Below are 25,334 nucleotides of genomic sequence, written 5' to 3' on the forward strand. Positions count from 1 at the left end.
CAAAAAATTCAAAAGAAATATTTGCAGTTTCAAAAACTGTAAACATCTAAAATAAAGATTGAAAAGACTTCTAGAATTATGAATATTTATCAGGATTACATCCAGGAAATCGAGGAAAGAAAAACACAGGGGCTTCACCCAAAACCAATTGACGGCGCAGATTTACTGAGCGCAATTATTGAGCAGATCAAAGATACAGCAAACGAATACAGAGCTGATTCTCTTAAATTTTTCATCTACAACACTTTGCCTGGTACAACAAGTGCTGCAGGTGTGAAAGCTAAATTTTTGAAAGAAATTATTCTTGGTGAATCCGCAGTTGCAGAAATCACTCCAACTTATGCTTTTGAATTGCTGTCTCACATGAAAGGTGGACCTTCAATCGGGGTTTTACTTGATTTGGCTTTAGGAAATGACGAAGCAACTGCAAAACAAGCTGCTGAAGTTCTTAAAACTCAGGTTTATCTTTACGATGCTGACACAGCCCGTTTAAAAGAAGCTTTCGATGCTGGAAATGTAATCGCCAAAGATATTTTGGAAAGCTATGCAAAGGCAGAGTTTTTCACCAAACTTCCTGAAGTTGCAGAAGAAATTAAAGTGGTAACGTTTATCGCCGGTGAAGGTGATATCTCGACCGATTTACTTTCTCCCGGAAACCAGGCTCACTCGCGTTCAGACAGAGAACTTCACGGAAAATGCATGATCACTCCTGAAGCTCAGGAAGAAATCAAGGCTTTACAGGCTCAGCATCCTGATGCAAGTGTAATGCTGATCGCAGAAAAAGGAACAATGGGTGTTGGTTCTTCCCGTATGTCTGGTGTAAACAACGTTGCGCTTTGGACAGGTAAACAGGCAAGTCCTTACGTACCTTTCGTCAACATCGCTCCAATTGTGGCGGGGACAAACGGTATTTCTCCAATTTTTCTTACCACAGTTGACGTAACAGGAGGTATCGGAATCGACCTTCAGAACTGGGTTAAAAAAACAGACGAAAACGGAAATCCTGTACGTAATGAGAACGGTGACATTATTTTAGAAGAAAAATATTCTGTCGCTACAGGAACTGTTTTGACCATCAATACAAAAGAAAAGAAATTATACAACGGAGAAACTGAACTGAAAGATATTTCAAAATCATTCACTCCTCAAAAATTAGAGTTTATCAAGGCTGGTGGTTCTTACGCTATCGTATTCGGTAAAAAAATCCAGACTTTCGCTGCTAAAACTTTAGGAATTACAGCTCCAACGGTTTTTGCTCCTTCAAAAGAAATTTCAATCGAAGGACAAGGTCTGACTGCTGTTGAAAAAATCTTCAACAGAAATGCAGTTGGGGTTACTGAAGGTAAATTATTGCACGCAGGTTCAGACGTTCGTGTAGAAGTAAACATTGTTGGTTCTCAGGATACAACAGGTTTGATGACTGCACAGGAATTGGAGTCAATGGCAGCAACAGTGATCTCTCCAATCGTAGACGGAGCTTATCAGTCGGGTTGTCACACAGCTTCAGTTTGGGATAAAAAAGCACAGGCCAATATCCCTAAATTAATGAAATTCATGAACGAATTCGGTGTCATCACAGCACGCGACCCGAAAGGTGAATACCACGCGATGACAGACGTTATTCACAAAGTTCTAAATGATATTACGGTTGACGAATGGGCAATCATCATCGGAGGTGACTCTCACACAAGAATGTCTAAAGGTGTTGCTTTCGGAGCTGATTCCGGAACTGTAGCGTTGGCTTTGGCAACAGGTGAAGCATCAATGCCGATTCCTGAATCTGTGAAAGTGACTTTCAAAGGAGACATGAAAGAGCACATGGATTTCCGTGATGTTGTACACGCAACTCAGGCTCAGATGTTAAAGCAGTTCGACGGAGAAAATGTTTTCCAGGGTAGAATTATTGAGGTTCATATCGGAACCCTTCCTGCTGACCAGGCATTTACATTCACTGACTGGACTGCAGAAATGAAGGCAAAAGCCTCTATCTGTATTTCTGAAGACGATACTTTGATCGAGTCACTGGAAATTGCGAAAAGCAGAATTCAGATTATGATCGACAAAGGAATGGATAATCACAATCAGGTTCTTCAGGGCTTAATCGATAAAGCAAACAAGAGAATCGAGGAAATCAGAACGGGTGACAAACCAGCTTTGACTCCGGATTCCAATGCAAAATATTACGCAGAAGTTGTGGTTGACCTGGACATCATCGTTGAGCCAATGATTGCTGACCCGGATGTAAACAACGACGACGTTTCCAAAAGATATACGCACGACACCATCAGAGACCTTACTTTCTACGGAGGTGAGAAAAAAGTGGATCTTGGTTTTGTAGGTTCATGTATGGTTCACAAAGGTGACCTTAAAATCGTTTCTCAGATGTTGAAAAATATCGAAAAGAAAAACGGTAAAGTGGAATTCAACGCGCCATTAGTTGTAGCAGCGCCTACTTACAACATCATCGACGAGTTAAAAGCTGAAGGAGACTGGGAATTTTTAGAAAAATATTCAGGTTTTGAATTCAACGACAATGCTCCAAAAGGTGAAGCACGTACTCAGTATGAAAACATGATGTACCTTGAGCGTCCAGGCTGTAACCTTTGTATGGGTAACCAAGAAAAAGCTGAAAAAGGAGACACAGTTTTGGCAACTTCTACAAGACTTTTCCAGGGAAGAGTGGTTGAAGATTCAGAACGTAAAAAAGGTGAATCTTTATTAGCTTCGACTCCTGTGGTTGTATTGTCTGCGATCATCGGAAGAATTCCAAGCATTGAAGAATACAAAGCAGCAGTTGCAGGTATTGATTTAACGACTTTTGTTCCTTCTATCAAGGAATTGGTGACTGTTGGTCATTAATAGATTTTACATTAAAGTCGAAAAATCCTTTAATTTTAATAAAAAAAGAAAGATTCTAGCCCTTCAGGACTAGAATCTTTCTTTTTTTATAGAATCAATCATATTAGCAAGATCTGGCAATAAATTATTTTCTATTCTTTTATCAATTTGATATTTGATGTTCCTTTTTCAGACTGAACCGTAACAATGTATACGCCCGTACCCGAGGAGCTAACTTCAGTTTGGTTTTTTCCTTTTCCAGAGCCTACTTTCACACCTAACATGTTATGAATGGCATAAGTAAACACTCCTTCAGCCTTAATTGTGAAAGTTTGACCAGCAGGATTCGGATAAATCACAGCATCAGCTGATTGCACATTCTGAGATGAGTTTGCTCCCGCAGTAACTACATTTGGCTTTGTTTGTGCTGCCATATCAACTCCTAAGTAAAAACTTGGATGTGGAGGCTGATTGTAAGCCGAATTTTGCCAGGCAATTGCCAGTCTATATTGGGGATCATGCATCAAAGTATATAATTTATGGGTAGTAGGTATATTGGTTGTATAAATCCTGATGGAAGTATTGTCATTTTTACGAAATATCACCTCTTCTCTCCAATCTCCAAAAAGATCAGCACTTAAACATGGGGTAGCTTTTGTGGTGTTGTTTGATGAATATCCTGTAGCAGTAAGTATATTAACGGTTTTCCCATTAATATAATCCCATTTATCTATTTTATTCGAATCTAATAATTCACGGTTCAAATCTCCATCCCACCAGATAGAAAAATTTTGTGTCGGTTTTTTATTGCTGATTAGATTTCCTTTACAATCCATTAAATAGTTTACGCCATTTGCACTTCCAAAACATTCATAACCTTTGTAACGTGGGTCAATATCTGCAGCATTACAACGTCCTATGTCCCCAGTTGAAGGTATTCCCCATAATGTAGCTCCTGTTTTTGCATCTAAAAAAACCAAACCTTTCGTTTTATATTTAGCAGGTTCTTCTAAACACTGCCATATTTCCATTCCAGGACGATCCGGATCCATGTCAGTCATATGTAAAGCATCCCCATGACCTAAAGTATTAGCAAATAACAAGGTACCATCATCATCAATAGCACTTGAACCGTTAATTATTTCGTCTTTGCCATCACCATCAACATCGCCTACAGTCATTTGATGATTCCCCATGCCTGCTGCTGCAGAATTTCCAGACGTACTGCTGTCAAAAATCCATCGTTGCGAAAGCTTACCGTTTTTCCAGTCCCACGCCACACGTACGAGTCTTGTGTAATAACCACGTCCCATTATTAGACTGGGTTTAGATCCGTCAAGATAAGCGACAGCGGCAAGAAAACGTTCAGAACGGCCTCCATAACTATCTCCCCAAGAAGGTACGCTTCCGCGTACAGGCAAATAATCGGTTGTAGCCATTGCTTTTCCTGTTTCACCATTAAAAATAGTTAGAAATTCAGGACCTGATATAACTGCACCATAAGTACTTGTTGATGTTGTACTTCCGTTTGGATTTCTGTAATCTGCTGCTGCATTTCCAATAACCACTCCAGTTCCATCTATGGTTCCGTCCGATGTCCTGCAAGCCAATTCTGCTTTTCCATCCGAATCCAAATCATACACCATAAACTGGGTATAATGAGCACCAGCACGGATGTTTTTTCCTAAATCGATTCTCCATAAACGTGTTCCGTCTAAGCGATAGCAGTCAATATAAACGTTGCCCGTAAAACCGGGCTGTGAATTGTCTTTTGAATTGGTTGGATCCCATTTAACGAAAATTTCGTACTGTCCATCTCCGTCTACGTCACCCACACTGCAGTCATTTATTTCATAAGTATAAGACCCACTTACAGTAGTTCCTCCGGGAGGAATCTGCATTGCAATGTCTAAATATGGATTTGCCCATACAGTAGCAGGCTCTGAAGCTGGTTGTTCTACACCATTAATAATGGCACGAACGGTGTAAATTCCGTTGGTCGTAATATCGTGATTAAAATTTGTAATGGTTGTAAAAGGGCTTCCCGTTACTTTTACATTATTAAAATACAGGTTATAGCTTGTATTTGTTTCTTCGGTTCCCAACATTCTCCAACCTACATAAACCTGATTAGCGTTTAATCGCATTGCAACTAAACCTCGATTGAGTTTTTCAACTGTGCGTTGTGCGTTCATTTGTGAGGTAAGTCCGAAGAGTAATAAAAATAAGATGCCCGATTTCCTGATTATATCGGCCAAAGCAATTCTAAGATTGACATACAGTTTTAGTTTTTCTTTGTTCATGATTTTAATATTTGTTGGTTGATTTTAGTGAAAATAGATTAAAGCCAATTCAATTCATTAATAAGTGATTACAATGGTATGTAAAGCTACTTCAAAAATTATTTTTATTTACAATTAAAAAACAAAAAAATTAACAAAAAATATAATTATATTACAATAATTAACAGCTTATCATTGAATTATCATCAATAAAAAGAAGAAAACAACAATATTTACATATGAGCAAAACAGCCACAATAAAAGACTTTTACAGTTTAAAATACCTATCTAAAATATCTTTCATGTCATTCTTTATCTTAAAAAATGACATGAAAGATATATCTTAATTACTAGGAAAGTTTTCTTTTTTTAGAACGGTTCTATTTAAGCTTATCAAGAATTATTTTGATATAAATCAACGAGTAAGGTTTAATTTTTTCTTAACTTGATTGTTACAAATAATTACAATCATTCATCCTATTTTATGCCTTTAATTAGATTGAAGGAACAGAATTTGTTACTATTATTTGGAATGATTTTCTGCATTATCATTAAGAAAATGGCAGAAAATAATTATTGAAAATAAAAAAATTAAAATAGATATGACATTCGACATTGACATGATCAAAAAAGTGTACGAACGCTATCCTGAAAGAATTGCAGCAGCAAGACAGATTACAGGAAAGCCATTGACACTTTCAGAAAAAATTCTTTACACCCACCTGTGGGAAGGAAACGCAACAAAAGAACATGAAAGAGGAAATTCTTACGTGGATTTCGCTCCAGATAGAGTGGCCATGCAGGATGCAACGGCTCAGATGGCTCTTTTACAGTTTATGCAGGCAGGAAAAGCCAAAGTTGCCGTGCCTTCAACTGCTCACGCAGATCACCTGATTCAGGCGAGAGTGGGTGCAGAATCAGATTTACAAGAAGGAATCAATAAAAACTCTGAGGTTTTCAACTTTCTGGGTTCCGTCTGTGATAAATACGGAATTGGTTTCTGGAAACCTGGAGCCGGAATTATTCACCAAGTCGTTTTAGAAAACTATGCATTCCCTGGAGGAATGATGATTGGAACCGACTCTCATACGGTTAACGCAGGAGGATTAGGAATGGTTGCCATCGGAGTTGGTGGTGCAGATGCTGTTGATGTAATGGCGGGAATGGCTTGGGAATTAAAAATGCCAAAATTAATCGGTGTAAAATTAACCGGTAAAATGTCTGGCTGGACTTCCGCAAAAGACGTTATCCTAAAAGTTGCCGGAATTCTTACCGTAAAAGGTGGAACCGGATGCATCGTAGAATATTTCGGTGATGGTGCAATTTCTTTATCTGCGACAGGGAAAGGAACAATCTGTAACATGGGTGCTGAAATCGGTGCCACTACTTCGACTTTCGGATATGATGATTCGATGAGAAGATATTTGGCTTCTACCGGAAGACAGGATGTTGTAGACGCTGCAGATCAAGTAGCAGAACATTTAACGGGTGATGCTGAAGTTTATGCAAACCCTGAACAGTATTTCGATCAGGTGATTGAAATTAACCTTTCTGAATTGGCTCCTCATTTGAACGGACCGTTTACACCAGATTTGGCAACACCGGTTTCTGAATTTAAAGCTAAAGCAGAAGCGAACGGATGGCCAATTGAAGTGGAATGGGCATTGATTGGATCGTGTACCAACTCTTCATACGAAGATTTGTCAAGGGCAGCTTCAATCGTTGAAGATGCAGTGGCAAAAGGTGTAAAACCAAAAGCTATTTTAGGAATCAACCCAGGTTCTGAGCAGGTGAAATTTACCGCAGAAAGAGACGGATTTCTTGATTCTTTCAGAAAATTTGAAAATGCCAGAATCTTTACCAATGCCTGTGGACCTTGTATCGGACAGTGGGACAGAGAGGGTGCTGATAAAGGTGAGAAAAACTCAATCATTCACTCTTTCAACAGAAATTTTGCCAAAAGAGCCGACGGAAACCCAAACACCCACGCATTCGTAGCTTCACCGGAAATGGTAGCAGCTATAGCAATTTCGGGAAGATTAGATTTCAATCCAATTACTGATACATTAACTGCTGAAAACGGTGAACAGATAAAATTAAATGAGCCAAGCGGTTCGGAATTGCCTTCAAAAGGTTTTGCCGTTGATGACAATGGTTACCAGGCGCCTTCAGAAGATGGTTCTACTGTTGAAGTAAAGGTTAGTCCAACTTCAGACAGACTTCAGTTGCTGGAAGAATTCCCTGCGTGGGACGGTAAAAACATTACCGGAGCGAGAGTTTTAATCAAAGCTTTCGGAAAATGTACGACTGACCATATTTCCATGGCCGGACCGTGGTTGAAATACAGAGGACATCTTGATAATATCTCAAACAACATGTTGATCGGCGCTGTAAATGCGTTTAACATGGAAACCAACAAAGTAAAAAACCAGTTGGATGGTGCTTACGGCGAAGTTCCTGCTGTACAGAGAGCGTACAAAGCTGCAGGAATTCCTTCGATTGTCGTGGGAGATCAAAACTATGGTGAAGGTTCTTCAAGAGAGCACGCAGCGATGGAGCCGCGACATCTTGGTGTAAAAGCTGTTCTGGTAAAATCATTTGCAAGGATCCATGAAACCAATCTGAAAAAACAGGGAATGTTGGGATTAACTTTTGCGGATGAAGCAGACTACGATAAAATTCAGGAAGACGACGTGGTTAACTTCTTAGATTTGGACCAGTTTGCTCCGGGAAAACAGTTAACTTTAGAGTTTATTCACACCGATGGAACTAAAGATACTGTTATGGCGAATCATACGTATAATGACCAGCAGATTGATTGGTTTAAGGCAGGTTCTGCTTTGAATTTGATTAAGCAACAGGAAAATTAAAATTTCTTTTAAGATAATGAAAGCAACTTCAAAACTGGAGTTGCTTTTTTATTTCAGTTTTTCCAAAAGATTAGATTTATAAAGATCACCGATAGGAACTTCATGTCCGGAATTGAGAATAATCTTTTTTGAACCTACACTTTTTATCTCATTTAAATTTAAAATAAACGATTTGTGAATCCTTGTAAAATTTGCAGGAAGTTGATTTTCAAGAGATTTTAAAGTATCCAAAACTATATATTCCTGAGTCTCAGTTTTGATGTTCACATAATCTTTGATGCTTTCTACATAAAGAATTTCATCAAAATTGATCCGGTGTTTTTGACCAGATGATTTTACAAAGAAGTGACTGACTTCTTTAGCTGCATCCAAAGGAAAACGTTCCTGAACTTTCAGAATACTTTGATTAAAACGGCCGAAAGAAATCGGTTTTAAAAGATAGTCGACGACATTGTGTTCATACCCTTCCAAAGCATATTCTGAATACGCAGTGGTGAGAATGTATTTCATTTTGTCACCGACAATTTTCATAAAGTTGATTCCGTTGAGTTCGGGCATTTGAATATCCAAAAACACAAGATCAACTTCGTTTTTCTGAATAAATTCTAAAGCTTCAACAGGATTCTCTGACGAGAAAACAAGGTCTAAAAAAGGAATTTTCTCAACGTAACTCCCAAGAAGAGCAACGGCAAGCGGCTCATCATCAACGATAATGCATTTAATTTTTTTCATTCAAATCAATCTTTAAATCTACTATAAAATCAATATCTGTTTCTGTAATTTTCAGCTCATATTTTTTGGGATACAATATTTCGAGACGCTTTTTTACATTTTCAATTCCGATTCCGGAAATCTCATCTTTTATTTTTTCACTTTTGAAGTTGAAGAGATAGAAATGCAGAATTTTATTTTCATCCGAAATTTTCATTTCAAAACCTTTATTTCTAAAATCTCCATGCTTGAAAGCATTTTCAACAAACGGAACTAAAATCATCGGTGAAATTTTGAGTTCCGGATCATTCAGTTTTTTTTCAACACTCAATAATTCAGGATTTTTAATTCTCAATTTTTCAAGTTCAATCAAACTGTCGAGGTAGCCAATTTCCCTATCTAAAGTAATGAAATCATTTTCAATATCTTTGGTTGTGTATCTTAACAATTGCCCCAGCTGCTCAATTGCCGGCAATGCTTTCTCTGAATTCTGATAAACCAAAGCATAGATATTATTCAGAGAATTAAATATAAAATGCGGATTAATCTGTGTTTTTAAAGCCTGTAATTCTGCAGTTTTCTTCGCTTCAGTCAATTCCGATTTTTCTTTTTCCGCATTGATAAAATATTTAAAAAACCAAAATGCTGTACTGATAAAAATCGTCGTGCTGCTGTAGAAAACATTATCGAAAAAATAATAGAAAATATTGGTGTCCGCCGGATAATTTCTGATATTAAAAATTGCAGGGAAAAGCCACTGTTCAATAGAATACCGTATCCCGACAAAGCAACTTACGCTGATAAAAAAAGCAAAAACAGAACGGTAAATTTTATCGGCATGGAAAAACGTTGGAACCACAAGGAAATAATTTACATAAAAACATGCAAAGCTCGCCACGAAAAACGTAATATCGAGAATGACAGAGCTGATTCCATAGGCGATTCCGGGAAGGACGACAGAACCAATGAGGTAAATTACCCAGAAAAATATATGCAGATAAATAAATTTTTCAATTTTCATAAAACAAATTTAAAATTTCATTTAAAACTGCCACTCCCGATTCTACAAACCCATCGGTTTTTCGGATGAAATTTATTTTAACTGAATAAATTGACTCTTCATCTAAAAACTGTTTCATAAAAAATAAATGACCATTAGTTTTGAATAAATTTAAAATTAAAACTCATGAATTTCAACAAACTTCTTATCCCGTTATTACTTTTGTTGGCTGCGAAAATATTTGCTCAGAAAACGCCGTACGACAAACTTACTATTTATAAAACAAAATTTGATGATGCTGTTCCCGTACTAAATGTCGCCACCTTTCACATGGGACAAACTCCGGATGCAAACAGCACCGAATTTAATGAACATGATTTAAAAAACCAGCTCGAAATAAAGGAAGTTGCGAAACTTGTGGCTGAGTTTAAACCGACAATTATTGTGATCGAAGATTTACCGCAAAATGACAGCCTGAGAAATATGTATTATCAGGAATATGTAAAAAATCCAAAACTGAAGTTTGAAAATCCTGATGAACGCGAACTTTTGGCTTATGAAGTTGGAAGATTGAGTGGCTCAAAAAAGATTTTTGGAATTGATTTTAAAGAAAATTACAACTATAAAATCGGGTATTTCGTTCCCAATAAGATGGATAAAAATACAAATGATGCGTACTGGAAATTATCAGCAGAAAACGACAGAAAAAATCCTGAGGATGGAATCCCTTTCTATGATTTGTTTAAGCTCAATAATCATCCGCAATATTTGGAAAGTTTAATTAATCTCAACGCAGACATGCTGACGTATGTTTCAACCAAGGGAAAATCTGAAGGTGCTGATGAAGCCGCAAAATTCTATCACAGAAACCTTGTAATGTTTTCTAATTTAAACCAAATTCCAATCGATAAAAACGACAGAATATTTATTTTAATGGGTGGAGCGCACACTGCATTCTTTATGGATTTTTTGAAGAGAAGTCCGAAATACAAACTGGAAAATACATTTGATTACTTAAAATAAGCGGTCTATTCCAATTCATCAAACAGCGTATTTAAAGATTCCGAATACGTGGGATGCGAAAAAATGAAAGTCTGTAAATCTTTAGCAGGAATATTTCCGGTCATCGCCATTTGAATGACAGATGCCATTTCCCCTCCTTCGGTGCCGATGATTGCCGCTCCTAAAATATTACCGCTGTCCTGATCTACGATTGCTTTCCAAATACCTTGAGTTTCTGCAGATTCCAGTCCACGTGTAATTCTTTTACCTTCAATTTTGATGACCGAAAAATTTAGTTTCTTCTCTGTTGCCTCTTTTTCAGACAAACCTACTCTGCCGACCTGCGGATCTGTAAAAACCGTGTAGGGAATAATTCGTCCTTCTGTAGAACCTGTTTTTTCATCCAAAATATTATCGCTTACGATCACGTAATCATTGTAAGCGATATGGGTAAACTGCGGACCGCCTTTAATGTCTCCGAGTGCGTAAACCCCATCAATATTGGTTTCCAGTTTAGAATTTACTTTGATGAATCCTTTTTCGTCTGCTTTTATGCCGGCATTTTCGAGCTTCAAACTGTCTGCATTGGATTTTCTGCCGGGGACAATCAACAAATGTGTTCCTTTGATCTTTTCTTCTTTATGATTTTTTAAAAAACTTAAGGTAATTTCTTGACCGTGCTGCTCCACTTTTTCAATCTCAGCATTCAGGTGAAACTTCAGTCCTTCCTCTTCCAGTATTTTCTGCAGACTGGTTGCAATATCTTCATCTTCGTTAGACATGATCTGACTTGCTTTATCAACGATAATTACTTCACTTCCGAAACGGCTGTACATCTGACCCAATTCCAGACCGATGTAGCCACTGCCAATCACAATCAATTTTTCCGGAATTTTACGAAGCTCCAATATTCCTGTAGAATCGTACCATTTTACATTGTTTAAGCCATCAATTTCAAGAGTTGCGGGTCTGCATCCGGCGTTAATGAAGATGTGAGGTGCTGTAAATTCAACAGTTTCGCCATTTTCCTGTTGCACAGAAATTGTTTTTTCTCCGCTGAAAGATGCCGTTCCAAATATCAGGTCAAGATTCTCGGCTTCCTCTAAATTTTTCTTCACGCCTTTTCTGGAATCTTCTACAATTTTTTCTTTCCTTTTCTGAGTGGCATCAAAATCTATTGATACTTCGGGAACTGCAATCCCATGTTTTTCTGACGTCTTTATCGTGTGCATTACTTTAGCCGAGGCGATTAAGATTTTACTTGGCGTGCATCCCACATTTACGCAGACACCACCCAGCATTTTTTCAGACTTTTCTATTAAAACTGTTTTCCAGCCGGCTGCAGATAATTTTATAGCAAGAGGATTTCCTGCCTGTCCGGAACCGATAATGATGGCGTCTTTTTGTATCATTTTAATTGATATTTTATTTTTAAATATTGGGATATTCTTAATCGGTTTCAATTTCTATTCCTTTGTTTACGAAATGACAAAATTTGAGGAGCTATTTATTTAAATTAAAAACTTAGCTATCAAAAAATTTAGTTATTCAACCATCAGAATGATTTAATCTGAAGCGATCTTTTAAATCTCATTCTCAAAATGATTAGATAGAACAAAATTTTCCTTTTCCAAAACGCATTTTGTAACATATCTTGTTTTTTTGCGTCTAACCAGATATTATAAAAACATCCATGAAAAAAACGCTTATTACCCTCTCATTTTTAGGAAGTATCTTTGCTTTTGCCCAGGAAAAACCGACAGAGGCTCCCAAGGAAAAACAGATCGACGGCGTAACCATCACCAAAACAAAAAAGGCAATTGAGCAGAAAGCCGACCGTACGATTTTCGATTTTTCTGAACAGGCGCATCTCAACAACGGATCTGTAATGGAAGGCGTAAAAAAACTTCCCGGTCTTGTGGCTTCTGAAATGGTAGGAATGATGTATCAGGGAAAACCGCTTGAAGTCTATATGGACGGAAGACCGCTGAACATTTCAAGCAACGAACTGACCGCTTTTCTTGAAGGAATGCCCGCAAATTCAGTAGACAGAATTGAAGTGATTACACAGCCTGGAGCAGAGTTTCCTGCAACTTCAGGTGGAGCAATTATGAATATCATCACCAGCAAATCTGCAAAAAATTATCTGACTGCCGTCTACAACGGAGGTTACCGTTTTTCAAATTATGACAGATACAGAAGCAGATTTAACAATTCGATTGCTTTAAACTCGAGAAACAAATGGTTCGGATGGCAGGTGAATCTCGGACAGTATTACCGTGAAAGCCTTTCAGATTCACAATTTGATGTGCTTACGAAAAATCACAGCAGCTCTGTAGGAAGAACATATTATGTGAATTCTGCCTTCACCTTTGAGCTTGGAAAAGACAGATTACTGGTCAACTACGACGTGAGCCACAACAATAATAATTCAGACATCAGAACAGATGTTTTTCTGAACGGAATCAATACTACAGATTATTTAAGCAATTCTGAAGGTTTGAGACAGGAAGTTTCAGCAACATATCAGAAAAAATTTGACGATAAAAACAAAAAACTTGATTTTAAATTCACTTTCAACGACAGCGATTCTGAATTCAGTCAGAGAAACGCTGGCAATTTATCATTTTTAGATCTTGAAAACTCTTCACAGTTTAATCTTTATAATTTTAAAGTAGATTATTCTCAGCCACTCAAAATTTTAGATGAAGGAAAAGTGAGTTTTGGAGGATTATATGATCAGCAGAATTTTGAAACCCAAAACAGAAATATCGTCAATCTCGATTACACAAGACAGACACTTGCAGGATATCTGGAATTTCAGGCGACTTTGAAAAAATTTGATTTCATTGCAGGAGCAAGAGCCGAAAACTACGACATCAGTGGAATTACGAGAGCTTTTGACAATCAGAATACTTTGATTCAGAAAGATCTGACTCCATTTAAAAAGTTTAAAGTTTTTCCGAATGCGAGTATTCAGTATAATTTAATGAAGCAGCTGTTTGTGAATTTGAATTACAATAAAAAAATTACGCTTCCGAGTGTTTCTGTTTTAAATCCTAACAACACCACTTTAGGAACAAGTGTGGTAACAAGCAGCGGAAACCCTGATTTGCAGCCAACAATCTATGACAATGCTGAATTTAAAATCAGCGCCTTCGATTATGCTTTCATCAGCTACAACACGAGTTGGGTGAAAGATCAGATTGTGCAGAGAATTACGCGTACCAACAATTTGATCAGCAACGAGCAGGTACAGATCAATGGTCTGAGAACGCACAGTTTTAATTTTGGAATGCCAATTCCGTTTATGCTTTTCAATACGCCTTTCAGCGAGTTGATGAAATTTAATGTAAATCCTGATAAGATGAACCTGCTTTACCTGTATGCCGGCTATCAGATTCAGGAGATTCCTGATTTTAAGACAAGGGGTTTCTGGGTTTATAGTGTGATGGGACAGTTTATTCTTCCAAAAGACATCAGACTGCAGGCGAACTACAATATTCTGACTCCAAAAGGGAATTTCTATTATTTCGAAATTGCAAAACCTCTGAATAACGCATTTGATATCACCGTTTCAAAAAAATTCATGAGCGACCGTCTTAATCTTTCGGTATACGCAAGGGATATTTTCAACCAGAATAAAAGTGTAATTCTTGCCCGCTCGGCAGGAGGAACAGTTTTAACTTCCAATAAATTTGACAGCAGAAGTTTCGGAATCACGGTAAATTATAAAATACCTACCAAAAACAAACTGGCAAAAGAAGATCCCAACATGATCAAAAATACCAGCCAGGGCGAAAGCAATGGCGGAATTTTGCAGCAGGGACAGTGAGATGAGTGATGAGTACGTTTTTTTCCAGATAACAGTGATCAATAAATTTATAAAACCGGATCTTAAAACAAGAACCGGTTTTTTGTTTTGGAATAAGTCTCAGCATTGATTTTCAGACATAAAAAAACCGGAGAAGATTTCCCCGGCTTTTTATGAAATTTTAATATTCAAATTACTTTTTAATCGTCTTAATGGTCTGTACTGTACCATCATTCATTTCGAGAACTAAAATATACATTCCTGAAGGCAGTTCTGATAATCTAAGTTCAGCTTCCGGTTTTGAAATAGTACGCAAAACTTTACCTGAAACATCAGAAACCTTCACGTTTTTCACCTTTGAAGCATCTGACAGGTAAATTACATCTGAAAAAGGATTAGGGTAAACTTTTAATTTATTTTCAGCATTAGTTTCTGATGTTGAAAGACATCCACCATCTACGGTAGCCATCACTTCAGTTCTAGGCGATTCACAAGTAGTAGTTACTTGCCAATCATAAAAATAATAGTATGAAGTGGAGGTGGTATTACCAGAACAGCAATTGCCATTGGTAATAGAGAATTTACCCGGCATTGTAAGCGGATAAGCTCCCCATGATGCACCAGACTCTCTGATAAGCCCTGTCACACCACCAGATTTTGTTAGCATCATTAATTTATAGTTTGTACCTGGTGTAATAGCGAAATTTAGTGGTACATAAGTTTTCACATAAGGTGATGCAGTACCGGTTAAGTTCACAGTAATACTCTGAATGGTAGTTGCGGGTGATACACCTCCATTCTGCAGAGCAATTGTAACTGTGCCAGCGCCTGTTCCAGTTGGATATACGTATACGCCTGCAATTGTAAATGAAGATACAGCATCAAAAAACAATCCAGCTTCCAATGTGTAACCATCATTAGAAATAGCATCGGGAAGTGCAGCACCCACAACAATTGGTGTAGATGATCCAACATAGAATGCAGTTGATGTAGATAATTGCGGTGTAGTATAAGAATTACCCGTTCCCACTACATTACCCCCATTCATCGCATCATACCATGTAAGAGTGGCTCCTGATTCGGTGCTTGCAGTAAGTACAGCAGAGTTATTGGAGCATACAGTCGCTGCTGTTGTCGATAATATCGCTGCCGGCTGACAGAGTGTTCTGAAGAATACAATCTGAGTAGACCATGCACTAAAATCTGTAGCAGAACATCTTGACCGTACCCATACATAATATTTTGTGAGCGGTAGCAAAGCGCCAGTAGGTGTACTTAAAGTGGAAATACCAGTTAAAGAAGGTGGCGTTGAAGCCGTAGGCATCACATCAGAGGTACTGTAATAAATATCGTAGCCCGCAGCAGGTGGCGTAACAGAAGCTGCCCACCCTATAACTGCTGATGAAGGACCAACATTACTAACACTGATTCCTGAAGGGCCAATACATGTGGGTTTAGCTTCCCAATAGAAATCATCTAAAAAATGACCAGCCGTAGAAACCCCTCCATTTCTAATAGCCAATCTTGCGTTTGCAGGTACAGAATTTGAGACGATTACTTTATACTCTGCATCCTGAGCTAAGTAGCTAGTGCTTGTTATATTTACAGTCTGAATGTTTACAAAAGTAGAAGCATCGGTAGCACTTGTAACATATCCAATGTCTAATGATCCAGAAGTTGTTGTTGCCCTTGCTTTGAATCTCAACCAATGTGTTCCAGCATTAACGTTACTAAATTCTGGCAAAACAGCAATTGTTGTATTTGCTGCGCTTGAAGTTATCTGATAAAGGTTTCTGGTTCCCGAAGCCGGAGTTGTAGAACTAATCGTCTGTGCAGTGTTGGAGCTTCCAACTATTCTTGCCCAGCAATCAGGAACGATACTTCCTGTTGGATAAGTGTCAAAATTTTCATGCCAATCTGTAATTGGTGCACAAATGGTTTTTGCAGTACCTGCTGTAGACCATTCACTTTTATCACTTGCACTACAAACTGACCTTACCCAAACAAAATAAGCTGAAGATGCGTTCAGTGATGGTATCGTTACAGAAGTAGAAGTAATATTTGAAATCGATGCTGCTGTGGATGCAGTAGGTGCAGTACCTGTCATGTTATAATATAGCTCATAACCATTTGATGGAGCCACTACAGGTGCCACCCACTGTATGTCAGCAGTATTAGCTGTACTTGCTGGATTTGAAACACTTCCAGGTCTCAAACAACTTGGAGGGATCCATACGTAGGAAAGACCAGCGGAGGGCATACCTGGAGTAGACGCTGAAGTATTAAATGACTGCGTATTTGCAACTGCTGTACCTTGTGTAGACGCATCAAATAGAATAGTTGTATCATTTAGCCTGTTATTAAAATCGGAAGTGTTAGCTCCTCTTAAACCAATTTGTACAGTACCGGAAATCGCAGTTGATCCTACCAGAAAACTTCCCGAATTATAGATTACACTCACAACATTTGAAGTTTCTTTTAATCTTACTTGAAAAGAAAATGAGTAAACATTTGTAACGGCTGTTGAACTATTCGGTCTGAAATTCTTCCATTGAATCACCAATTCTCTATTTGGCGCTGTACCAATGGTTTCGTAGCTTATTAATCCAGATGATCCTGAAACATCAAAATAACTGCTTATATCCCTTCCGAAGGCTGAAACTGCACCTTCGTAAGTAGCAGTATTGGAAATCGGAGTCGTATTTGTTGTAGCTGGTGCCGTACTACCAAAGGTAATAAATCCGTTGGTTGAGACGTTGGCATTTGTATAAATTATCCCATTAAATATAAAATTAAATGGAATAGTTACGGGATATACAGCAGAATTTAAATTTGTTGCAGATGTGTTTCCTGTCGCTGGTGCTAAGGTAGTTCCGGTAATTTCAGTGTAAGTTCCGTTGTTTTGCGAAAAAGTGTAAGAATTCACCTGAGCAGTTACTTTCTGCAAAAATACGAGAAAGAGCAGTAAGAGGGTGTAATATCCTTTCTGTCTTTTACCAAAGAGATTGTAGAAGTTTTTCATTTTTAGTGGTTTTAGAATTACCACTAATATAACAAAATTCCTATGTAATGTATTATGATTTAAATAATATTTAAAATTATTAACTATTATTCAATAAAAATTGGAAATATATAAAAACTTAATCATTCTTCGCAAGCCCTCCAAATCGCATCATTCTGCGGAACCGGAGCAATAATTTCAACCGCTTCTTTGGTGACAGGATGCATAAAATTTAACTTCCTTGCGTGAAGATTGATTCCTCCGTCTGGATTTGAACGTGGAGCTCCATATTTCAGATCTCCCTTGATAGGCACCCCTGTTTTTGAAAGCTGGGCACGGATTTGATGATGCCTTCCCGTTTCCAAATCAATTTCCAGCAGAAGATAATTATCTAAAGTTTTGATGATATTGTAAGTGAGAATTGCTTCTTTAGCACCTTCAGTAGCTTTCGGAAAAACAATAGCTTTGTTGTTTTTCTCGTTTTTCTGTAAATAATGAACCAATCTCTGGCTTTGTGGAATCATCTCTTTAGCCACGACTGCCCAGTAAGTTTTTTTGACTTCCCGGTTTTTAACCATTTGTGTCAATCTTGATAAAGCTTTCGATGTTTTAGCATAAATCACTAAACCTGATGTAGGCCTGTCGATACGGTGAACCAGACCCAGAAAAACATTTCCGGGTTTGTTATCTCTTTTTTTAATAAAATTTTTTATTAATTCCAGCAAAGACAAATCACCAGTTTTATCACCCTGTACGAGCTGTCCCACTTTTTTATTGATGACCAGAAGATGGTTGTCTTCGTAAACAATCTGCTCCTCCATAAATTACCTTCCCTGATAAGATCTGTTTGAAAAACTGATGATAATTCCTGCAAGCAAACCTATTGTTTTTATATAATTGAAAGATGAATCATAAGGCAAAAACGCACCGACAATGCACAAACCTGCTGCCGCATACATTGGATAAACAAAATTCCTGTTGCCCACAAATGGTGCCTGAAGAATAAAACTGATCCCTACCAAAACGTAAAAAAGCCTTTTAGAAAGAAAAAGATTGATGTTTTCCGGGAAAATATGAAACCAGCCCACAAGCAGGCAGAGCAACGCTACGATTGATAAAACGCCCTGAGCCGTCTGAAGATTATTACCTCTCATTAATAACTTTCATTTTGGTTAGGAAAATCTGCAGACTTCACATCTTTCACATACTGCGAAACCGCACCCGTAATTTCAGTGTACAAATCAAGATATCTTCTGAGGAATTTTGGTGAAAAACCTTTGTTCATTCCTACCATATCGTGATAAACAAGAACCTGCCCGTCACAGTAAGGCCCTGCACCGATTCCAATAGTTGGAATTGAAATGCTTTCTGTTACTCTTTTAGCCAAATCCGCAGGAATTTTTTCAAGCACGACACCGAAGCAACCTAATTCTTCCAACAATTTTGCATCACTGATCAGCTTTTCAGCTTCTTCCTCTTCTTTAGCTCTCACTTTATAAGTTCCGAACTGATATATCGACTGTGGAGTTAATCCCAAATGTCCCATAATCGGAATTCCGGCATTGATGATTTTCTTAATTGATTTGGAAATTTCCTTTCCACCTTCAATTTTTATGGCGTGTGCACCACCTTCTTTCATCATTCTTACAGCAGATTCCAAAGCCAGGTCGGGATTACTTTGGTATGTTCCGAAAGGTAAATCCGCAATCACCAAAGCCCTCTCAACTCCTCTCACCACACTTTGGGTGTGATAAATCATGTGATCTAAGGTAATAGGAAGCGTAGTTTCAAAACCCGCCATCACGTTGGCTGCAGAGTCACCGATAAGGATGGTATCTACTCCACCGGCATCTACCATTTTAGCAGTGGTAAAATCATACGCAGTGAGCATTGTAATTTTTTCCTTATCGAATTTCATTTTTCGCAAGGTTTCCGTCGTAACTCTTTTAATTTCAGAATGAACAGACATAAATGGTGTGATTATTTAAAGTTAAAAAAGTCGGCTGAAGCCGACTTGTGTTTGGTATTTTCTATAAAACTACGTGCCCGAGTTTCATGAGTTTGTCGTGATTGAGAATTTTTATATTCCTGCCATCTACTTCGATGAGCTGATCTCCTTTAAATTCGGAAATCAATCTGATGGCACTTTCTGTTGCGGTACCGATGATGTTGGCGATCTCTTCTCTCGTTAATGAGATTTTGATAAAACCTTCAGGATCTGTTCCTAATTTCTGTTCAAGTAAAATTAGAATTTCCGCAAGTCTTTCTCTCACGGTCTTCTGGGCTAAAAAAGTAATAGTGTTTGAAGACTCTCCCAATTCGTAGGAGATTTTCTGAAGCATTACAAAAGATAACTGTGAGTCAACTTCCAAAAGATGCATAAAAACATCAGATGGAAGAAAAGTACATTCAATATCTGTCATGGCTTCTGCTTTTGCCTGAAAATTTTCACCACAAAGCAAAGCACGGTAACCGATAAGGTCACCTTCTTTAATAAATCTTAAAATCTGATCTTTTCCGAAAGCTCCGGATTTTGATAATTTTGCGGCACCACTTTCGATGACGTAAATACCTTTAGGAATTTCTCCGTCCTCAAAAATGATATCGTGTTTTTGAAATGTAAATTTCTTTTTGGCATTGAAATATTTCTCGTAATCTTTCTCTGAAAGCCTTTCTTTAAAAGACTGATCATTAAAAACTTTGGCAAACCTTTCTTCAATGACAACTTGTTGTTCCTGCGACATTCTAATATGACATTTATCACAAAAATAGAACTTTTTAAATCGATAAACAAAAAAAATTGTTATAATTTTGTAAGCCAATAATTTATGAAGGTGAGCGACAACTGTTTTCATTGTGGTCAGGAGATAGAAAAGGAGCGTATTTTATTCAACGAAAAGCTCTTTTGCTGTGCAGGATGCAAGTCTGTTTTTGAAATTCTGAACACCAACAATCTCGGTAATTTTTACGAACTCAATAAGAAAGCAGGAATCAGACCTGATGAAAATTCATCTCAGTTCGATTATCTTGATACACCTGAAATTTTTGAAAGAGTAGCTGATTTTTCTGAGGGAAACACAAGCCTTGTCACATTCAGAATTCCTGTTATTCACTGCTCTTCATGCATCTGGCTTTTGGAAAGCCTTCATACACTCAACAAAGACATTCATTATTCTCAGGTCAATTTCACGAGGAAGACCCTGCAGGTTTCATTCAATCATAACGAATTAAAATTAAGTGATTTAGCTAAATTTTTAACGAATTTGGGTTACAAACCCGCCATCAATCTCGAAACTGCCGAAAAAAACGAAGATCATTTAGATAAATCATTACTTGTAAAACTGGCAATTGCCGGATTCGCCTTCGGAAATGGAATGTTTTTAGCCTTCCCGGAATATATCGGCGGCGAAGATTACTGGATGGATCATTACAAAGGATTATTCAGATTTTTAATGTTCCTGCTTTCCATTCCTGTTGTATTTTATTCAGCTTCAGATTATTACAAATCAGCATGGTATGGTTTAAAAAATAAAATCGTCAACATTGATGTTCCGATTGTGTTGGGAATTTTTGTTTTGTTCGGACGAAGTGTTTACGAAGTAGCTACCGACTACGGACCGGGATATTTTGACACCTTATGCGGACTTCTTTTCTTCATGCTTTTAGGTAAAATTTTCCAGAAAAGAACATACAGCTCCCTTTCCTACGACAGAGATTACAAATCTTTCTATCCCATTGCAGTTACCAAAGTGGATTTCAATGGGAAGCAGGATAATATCTTACTTTCTGAAATAAAAATCGGCGACAGAATTCTCGTAAGAAATCACGAAATCATTCCCGTTGATGCCATCCTGATCAGTGGAAACGGAAATATAGACAATAGTTTTATCACCGGCGAAAGTGAAAGCATCAGCAAAAATCCCGGCGACAAAATTTTTGCAGGAGGAAAACAAATCGGATCTTCTCTTGAGCTTGAAGTGATTAAAAATGTAGATCAAAGTTACCTCACACAGCTTTGGAACAAGGAAGCTTTCAAAAAACATGAAACAGGGCTTGATACTTTAATCAACAACATCAGTAAATATTTTACTTTCATCATCTTAGGAATTGCATTGGTTGCCGGAATTTACTGGTATTTTATTGATCTTGAGACGATGTTTCAGGTAATTTCAGCTGTCTTGATTATTGCCTGTCCATGTGCACTGGCACTCTCTTCCCCATTTACTTTTGGGCACATTATGAGAATTTTAGGCAGAAATAAATTCTACGTAAAAGATACCTTGACAATTGAGAAAATCGCAAAAGTCAACACTTTGGTTTTTGATAAAACAGGAACCATTACCCACAGAAAAAAATCAAACATAAAATACGAAGGTTCTGAAATTCCTGAATTTGATTTACTCAATATCAAGAGTTTGGTTAAAAATTCAAATCACCCACTTTCAAAATCACTGTATGAATTTCTGACCATTCAGGATGAGTATTTCCCTGTTGAAAATTTTGAAGAAATTTCCGGAAAAGGATACGAAGCAGATATCAGAAGCAATACGTACAGAATTGGTTCTGCAAAATATAATAATCAGGAGTCTAAAAATCTTGAAACCGCGGTTTACATCAGCAGGAACGGTCAGTATCTCGGAAAATTTATTTTTAAAAATGAATACCGTGAAAACCTGACTCATCTGTTCAAAAAACTGTTTAATTATAAGATTTTTATTCTGAGCGGAGACAATTCGTCTGAAGAAAAACAGCTTCAGGAAATCATCCCGAATTACAGTTCGATGGCATTCAATCAGAATCCGGAAGACAAGCTGAATTACATTAAAAACCTTCAGGATAAGGGCTTAAAAGTAATCATGCTTGGTGATGGTTTAAATGATGCAGGAGCTCTTAAACAAAGCAATGTTGGAATTGCGATATCCGACGACAGCAACAGCTTTACACCCTCTTCGGATGTGATTATGAACGGTGAAAAAGTTTCTCAGTTAGACAATTTTCTGAATGTCTGTAAAGGCTCAATCACGATTGTAAAACTGACTTTTCTGATAAGCTTTCTGTATAATGTTGTGGGATTATCTTTTGCGGTAACCGGAAATATGAGTCCGCTTTTTGCAGCTTTAATTATGCCGGCGAGTTCCATTACCGTGATTTCATTTACGACAATTTCGACATGGATTCTGGGAAGAAAATACTTTAAAAAACAGGCTTAAAAAGGCTTATTTAGATTGGTTTTAAATTAGCGAAAGCCCGTATTTCGTGATTAATCTCATTATTTTTCCTTAAATTTGAACCCCGAAAAAGGGTTAAATTTGTAGCAAATGGATATTCTGTATTTAATGATCCTTTGCAGTGTTTCTTTGGCTGCAGTTTTCCTGGTAGTTTTTATCATATACGCCAGAAAAGGACAGTTTGAGGATGACGAATCGCCCGCTGTAAGAATTCTTTTTGATTCAGGAGAAATCAAGGATAAAAAGGATGCTCAGGACGAAAAAAAAGAGAAAGAGGAAATTAAAAGTAAATTTGAAGATAAAAGTGAATAGTTAATATGGAGACACAAAAGTTTAGTTATGACAACAATATTGTCCGTGCATTCCTTTACGCAACCATAGTTTTTGGAATTATTGGTTTTACGTTTGGATTAACGGCAGCATTGATGCTTTTCTATCCTGAGCTTCCTGAGTTTTTGTTTGGTACTGATGATACAACCATCAACAGTCTGGCGTCAGGAAATATTCAGGGTTTAATGAATACGCAGGGTGCATTTGGTTTTGGAAGAATCAGAATGCTGCACACCACCACGGTGATCTTTGCCTTTGTCTGTAACATTGTTTATGTAGGGGTTTATTACTCTACTCAGAGATTATTAAAGACAAGAATGTACAGCGACACGCTTTCATGGATTCATTTCTGGACGTGGCAGCTGATGATTGTAGCAGCTTTTATCACATTCTTTATGGGGATCAACACTTCAAAAGAATATGCTGAACATGAGTGGCCTATTGACATTCTTACAGGAATTTCATGGCTTATCTTCGGGGTCAATATGATTATGACCATCAAAAAAAGAAGAGTACGTCACCTTTATGTAGCAATATGGTTCTATCTGGGAACATGGATTGCTGTTCTTATGCTCCACATCTTCAATAATCTTGAAGTTCCTTTATCTTTTTCAGGATGGAAATCCTACTCTGCTTATGCAGGGGTGAAAGATGCTATCGTGCAGTGGTGGTATGGTCACAACGCGGTTGCATTTATCCTTACAACGCCTGTACTTGGTTTGATGTATTACTTCTTACCAAAAGCAGCAGACAGACCTGTATTCTCGTATAAACTTTCGATTATTCACTTCTGGTCACTGATTTTCGTATATATCTGGGCTGGTCCTCACCACCTTCAGTATACAGCATTACCGGCTTGGGCACAGGCAGTGGGAACAGGTTTCTCTATTATGCTTATTGCACCGTCTTGGGGAGGAATGCTGAACGGTCTTCTTACACTGAGAGGAGCGTGGGATAAAGTAAGAGAAAACCCTATACTTAAATTCTTTGTAGTTGCAGTTACATGCTACGGTATGGCAACTTTCGAAGGACCTTTACTGGCAACAAAAAATATCAATAAAATCGGTCACTTTACCGACTGGGTAATTGGTCACGTTCACTTAGGAGCATTGGGATGGAATGGTTTCATGGCATTCGGTGTAATCTACTATTTGGTACCAATCCTTTGGAGAACTAAAATGTACTCTGTAAAAATGGCCAACTGGCATTTCTGGTTAGGTACTTTGGGTATTATTTTCTATGCTGTACCTATGTATATCGCTGGATTTACACAAGGTTTAATGTGGAAGCAGTTCAATCCGGACGGAACTTTACTGTGGAAAAACTGGTTAGATACCGTTACCGCAATTATCCCTTATTACAAATTAAGATTCTTAGGAGGTTTGTTCTATCTTTCAGGTGGTCTGTTGATGGTTGTGAATGTTTACATGACTGTAAAAAAAGGATCTTTCCAGAAAGAAGTTCCTGCAGAAGCTCCGGCTTTGGCAAATATCAGCAACAAGAGAAAAGAAGGAGAAGGTTTCCACCTTTGGTTGGAAAGAATGCCGATGTTACTTACAGTATTGTCATTGGTTACTATTTCAATCGGTAGTATGATAGAAATTATTCCTACTTTATCACTTAAAAAAAGTGTACCGACAATTTCTGCGGTGAAACCTTATTCACCACTTGAACTTGAAGGTAGAGATTTATACATCCGTGAAGGTTGTAATGCATGTCACTCGCAGATGGTAAGACCATTCAGAGATGAGATTGTAAGATTTAACGGTAAAAACGGACAGTATTCAAAAGCAGGGGAATTCGTTTACGACAGACCTTTCCTTTGGGGATCAAAAAGAACAGGACCGGATTTGCACAGAGAAGGTGGTAAAAACCCAAGTTCTTGGCACTACAAACACATGTACAACCCAAGATCTACATCAGCAGGTTCTATTATGCCGCGTTACCCTTGGTTGATTTCAAACAATTTAGACAGATCTAAAATGGTTGATAAAATCAGATTTATGAAAGGTACTTACGATGTTCCTTATACAAAAGCTCAGATTGACTCTGCAGATAAATGGGCAGACAACCAGGCAGCAAAAATAGTAAGCGACATCTTTGTAGAAGCTCCGGATTTGAAGGAAGCCTATGCAAAAAGACCAAAAGGTGAGCTTGAGAAAAAAGAAATCGTTGCTTTAATCTCTTATTTACAGAGATTGGGTACTGATATCAAAACGACAGAAGTAAAAACAGCAAGTAATAACTAAACATTAAAA

The 25,334-nt window shown here is 37.6% G+C and carries 16 protein-coding genes; 7 read left to right on the plus strand and 9 right to left on the minus strand.

What is annotated here, in order from left to right:
- The first annotated feature begins 78 nt into the window (after positions 1-78).
- Positions 79-2,859 carry a bifunctional aconitate hydratase 2/2-methylisocitrate dehydratase gene (locus IC610_RS14530; RefSeq protein WP_191737495.1) on the plus strand — a complete coding sequence of 927 codons (2,781 nt, stop codon included), beginning with the start codon at positions 79-81 and terminating at the stop codon, positions 2,857-2,859.
- Between the two features lie 131 nt (positions 2,860-2,990).
- Here the strand turns inward: IC610_RS14530 and IC610_RS14535 are convergent, their stop codons facing one another.
- Complete coding sequence (locus tag IC610_RS14535; protein WP_191737496.1) at positions 2,991-5,141, minus strand: rhamnogalacturonan lyase family protein; 2,151 nt, start codon at positions 5,139-5,141, stop codon at positions 2,991-2,993.
- Positions 5,142-5,722: 581 nt separating this feature from the next.
- Here IC610_RS14535 and IC610_RS14540 point away from each other — a divergent pair.
- Positions 5,723-7,990, plus strand: coding sequence for an aconitate hydratase (locus IC610_RS14540; protein ID WP_191737497.1), 2,268 nt, complete (start codon positions 5,723-5,725; stop codon positions 7,988-7,990).
- 48 nt (positions 7,991-8,038) lie between these two features.
- On the opposite strand, the gene IC610_RS14545 is transcribed toward IC610_RS14540, so the two are convergent.
- Complete coding sequence (locus tag IC610_RS14545; RefSeq protein WP_191737498.1) at positions 8,039-8,722, minus strand: LytR/AlgR family response regulator transcription factor; 684 nt, start codon at positions 8,720-8,722, stop codon at positions 8,039-8,041.
- On the minus strand, positions 8,709-9,722 hold the full coding sequence (locus IC610_RS14550; protein WP_191737499.1) for a sensor histidine kinase: 1,014 nt from the start codon (positions 9,720-9,722) through the stop codon (positions 8,709-8,711). The genes IC610_RS14545 and IC610_RS14550 overlap by 14 nt, the downstream gene beginning before the upstream one ends.
- A gap of 165 nt (positions 9,723-9,887) precedes the next feature.
- Between IC610_RS14550 and IC610_RS14555 the strand changes: the two genes are divergently transcribed.
- The gene (locus IC610_RS14555) at positions 9,888-10,724 is read left to right on the plus strand and encodes a DUF5694 domain-containing protein (protein WP_191737500.1); all 837 of its coding nucleotides are present in this window, start codon (positions 9,888-9,890) and stop codon (positions 10,722-10,724) included.
- A gap of 5 nt (positions 10,725-10,729) precedes the next feature.
- On the opposite strand, the gene IC610_RS14560 is transcribed toward IC610_RS14555, so the two are convergent.
- On the minus strand, positions 10,730-12,115 hold the full coding sequence (locus tag IC610_RS14560; RefSeq protein WP_191737501.1) for a mercuric reductase: 1,386 nt from the start codon (positions 12,113-12,115) through the stop codon (positions 10,730-10,732).
- A gap of 281 nt (positions 12,116-12,396) precedes the next feature.
- On the opposite strand from IC610_RS14560, the gene IC610_RS14565 reads away from it, so the two are divergent.
- Positions 12,397-14,538, plus strand: coding sequence for an outer membrane beta-barrel family protein (locus tag IC610_RS14565; protein WP_191737502.1), 2,142 nt, complete (start codon positions 12,397-12,399; stop codon positions 14,536-14,538).
- A 172-nt stretch (positions 14,539-14,710) separates the two neighbouring features.
- Here the strand turns inward: IC610_RS14565 and IC610_RS14570 are convergent, their stop codons facing one another.
- From IC610_RS14570 to IC610_RS14590, 5 genes are all read right to left on the minus strand, one after another.
- On the minus strand, positions 14,711-17,539 hold the full coding sequence (locus tag IC610_RS14570) for an Ig-like domain-containing protein (protein ID WP_191737503.1): 2,829 nt from the start codon (positions 17,537-17,539) through the stop codon (positions 14,711-14,713).
- A gap of 122 nt (positions 17,540-17,661) precedes the next feature.
- On the minus strand, positions 17,662-18,339 hold the full coding sequence (locus IC610_RS14575) for an RluA family pseudouridine synthase (RefSeq protein ID WP_191737504.1): 678 nt from the start codon (positions 18,337-18,339) through the stop codon (positions 17,662-17,664).
- 3 nt (positions 18,340-18,342) lie between these two features.
- Positions 18,343-18,672: a hypothetical protein gene (locus tag IC610_RS14580; RefSeq protein ID WP_191737505.1), complete on the minus strand. Its 330-nt coding sequence runs from the start codon at positions 18,670-18,672 to the stop codon at positions 18,343-18,345.
- Complete coding sequence (gene panB / locus IC610_RS14585) at positions 18,672-19,487, minus strand: 3-methyl-2-oxobutanoate hydroxymethyltransferase (protein WP_191737506.1); 816 nt, start codon at positions 19,485-19,487, stop codon at positions 18,672-18,674. Before panB ends, IC610_RS14580 begins: the two co-directional genes overlap by 1 nt.
- Before the next feature lie 61 nt (positions 19,488-19,548).
- Positions 19,549-20,262, minus strand: coding sequence for a Crp/Fnr family transcriptional regulator (locus tag IC610_RS14590; protein ID WP_056075659.1), 714 nt, complete (start codon positions 20,260-20,262; stop codon positions 19,549-19,551).
- A gap of 90 nt (positions 20,263-20,352) precedes the next feature.
- On the opposite strand from IC610_RS14590, the gene IC610_RS14595 reads away from it, so the two are divergent.
- The 3 genes from IC610_RS14595 to ccoN all read left to right on the plus strand — a co-directional run bounded on the left by IC610_RS14595 (position 20,353) and on the right by ccoN (position 25,325).
- Positions 20,353-22,728: a heavy metal translocating P-type ATPase gene (locus IC610_RS14595; RefSeq protein WP_191737507.1), complete on the plus strand. Its 2,376-nt coding sequence runs from the start codon at positions 20,353-20,355 to the stop codon at positions 22,726-22,728.
- Between the two features lie 108 nt (positions 22,729-22,836).
- Entirely contained in the window at positions 22,837-23,058 is a 222-nt protein-coding gene (ccoS, locus tag IC610_RS14600; protein ID WP_191737508.1) for a cbb3-type cytochrome oxidase assembly protein CcoS, read from the plus strand.
- A 5-nt stretch (positions 23,059-23,063) separates the two neighbouring features.
- Positions 23,064-25,325: a cytochrome-c oxidase, cbb3-type subunit I gene (gene ccoN, locus IC610_RS14605; RefSeq protein ID WP_056075654.1), complete on the plus strand. Its 2,262-nt coding sequence runs from the start codon at positions 23,064-23,066 to the stop codon at positions 25,323-25,325.
- Positions 25,326-25,334: the final 9 nt, after the last annotated feature.

It is taken from the genome of Chryseobacterium caseinilyticum (assembly GCF_014837145.1).
GTDB classification, from domain to species: domain Bacteria; phylum Bacteroidota; class Bacteroidia; order Flavobacteriales; family Weeksellaceae; genus Chryseobacterium; species Chryseobacterium caseinilyticum.

Excerpts from the sequence above, each read along its gene's own strand:
- IC610_RS14530 (WP_191737495.1), top strand. The coding sequence starts at position 79 with ATGAATATTTATCAGGATTACATCCAGGAAATCGAGGAAAGAAAAACA.
- IC610_RS14535 (WP_191737496.1), bottom strand. The coding sequence starts at position 5,141 with ATGAACAAAGAAAAACTAAAACTGTATGTCAATCTTAGAATTGCTTTG.
- IC610_RS14540 (WP_191737497.1), top strand. The coding sequence starts at position 5,723 with ATGACATTCGACATTGACATGATCAAAAAAGTGTACGAACGCTATCCT.
- IC610_RS14545 (WP_191737498.1), bottom strand. The coding sequence starts at position 8,722 with ATGAAAAAAATTAAATGCATTATCGTTGATGATGAGCCGCTTGCCGTT.
- IC610_RS14550 (WP_191737499.1), bottom strand. The coding sequence starts at position 9,722 with ATGAAAATTGAAAAATTTATTTATCTGCATATATTTTTCTGGGTAATT.
- IC610_RS14555 (WP_191737500.1), top strand. The coding sequence starts at position 9,888 with ATGAATTTCAACAAACTTCTTATCCCGTTATTACTTTTGTTGGCTGCG.
- IC610_RS14560 (WP_191737501.1), bottom strand. The coding sequence starts at position 12,115 with ATGATACAAAAAGACGCCATCATTATCGGTTCCGGACAGGCAGGAAAT.
- IC610_RS14565 (WP_191737502.1), top strand. The coding sequence starts at position 12,397 with ATGAAAAAAACGCTTATTACCCTCTCATTTTTAGGAAGTATCTTTGCT.
- IC610_RS14570 (WP_191737503.1), bottom strand. The coding sequence starts at position 17,539 with ATGAAAAACTTCTACAATCTCTTTGGTAAAAGACAGAAAGGATATTAC.
- IC610_RS14575 (WP_191737504.1), bottom strand. The coding sequence starts at position 18,339 with ATGGAGGAGCAGATTGTTTACGAAGACAACCATCTTCTGGTCATCAAT.
- IC610_RS14580 (WP_191737505.1), bottom strand. The coding sequence starts at position 18,672 with ATGAGAGGTAATAATCTTCAGACGGCTCAGGGCGTTTTATCAATCGTA.
- panB (WP_191737506.1), bottom strand. The coding sequence starts at position 19,487 with ATGTCTGTTCATTCTGAAATTAAAAGAGTTACGACGGAAACCTTGCGA.
- IC610_RS14590 (WP_056075659.1), bottom strand. The coding sequence starts at position 20,262 with ATGTCGCAGGAACAACAAGTTGTCATTGAAGAAAGGTTTGCCAAAGTT.
- ccoS (WP_191737508.1), top strand. The coding sequence starts at position 22,837 with ATGGATATTCTGTATTTAATGATCCTTTGCAGTGTTTCTTTGGCTGCA.
- ccoN (WP_056075654.1), top strand. The coding sequence starts at position 23,064 with ATGGAGACACAAAAGTTTAGTTATGACAACAATATTGTCCGTGCATTC.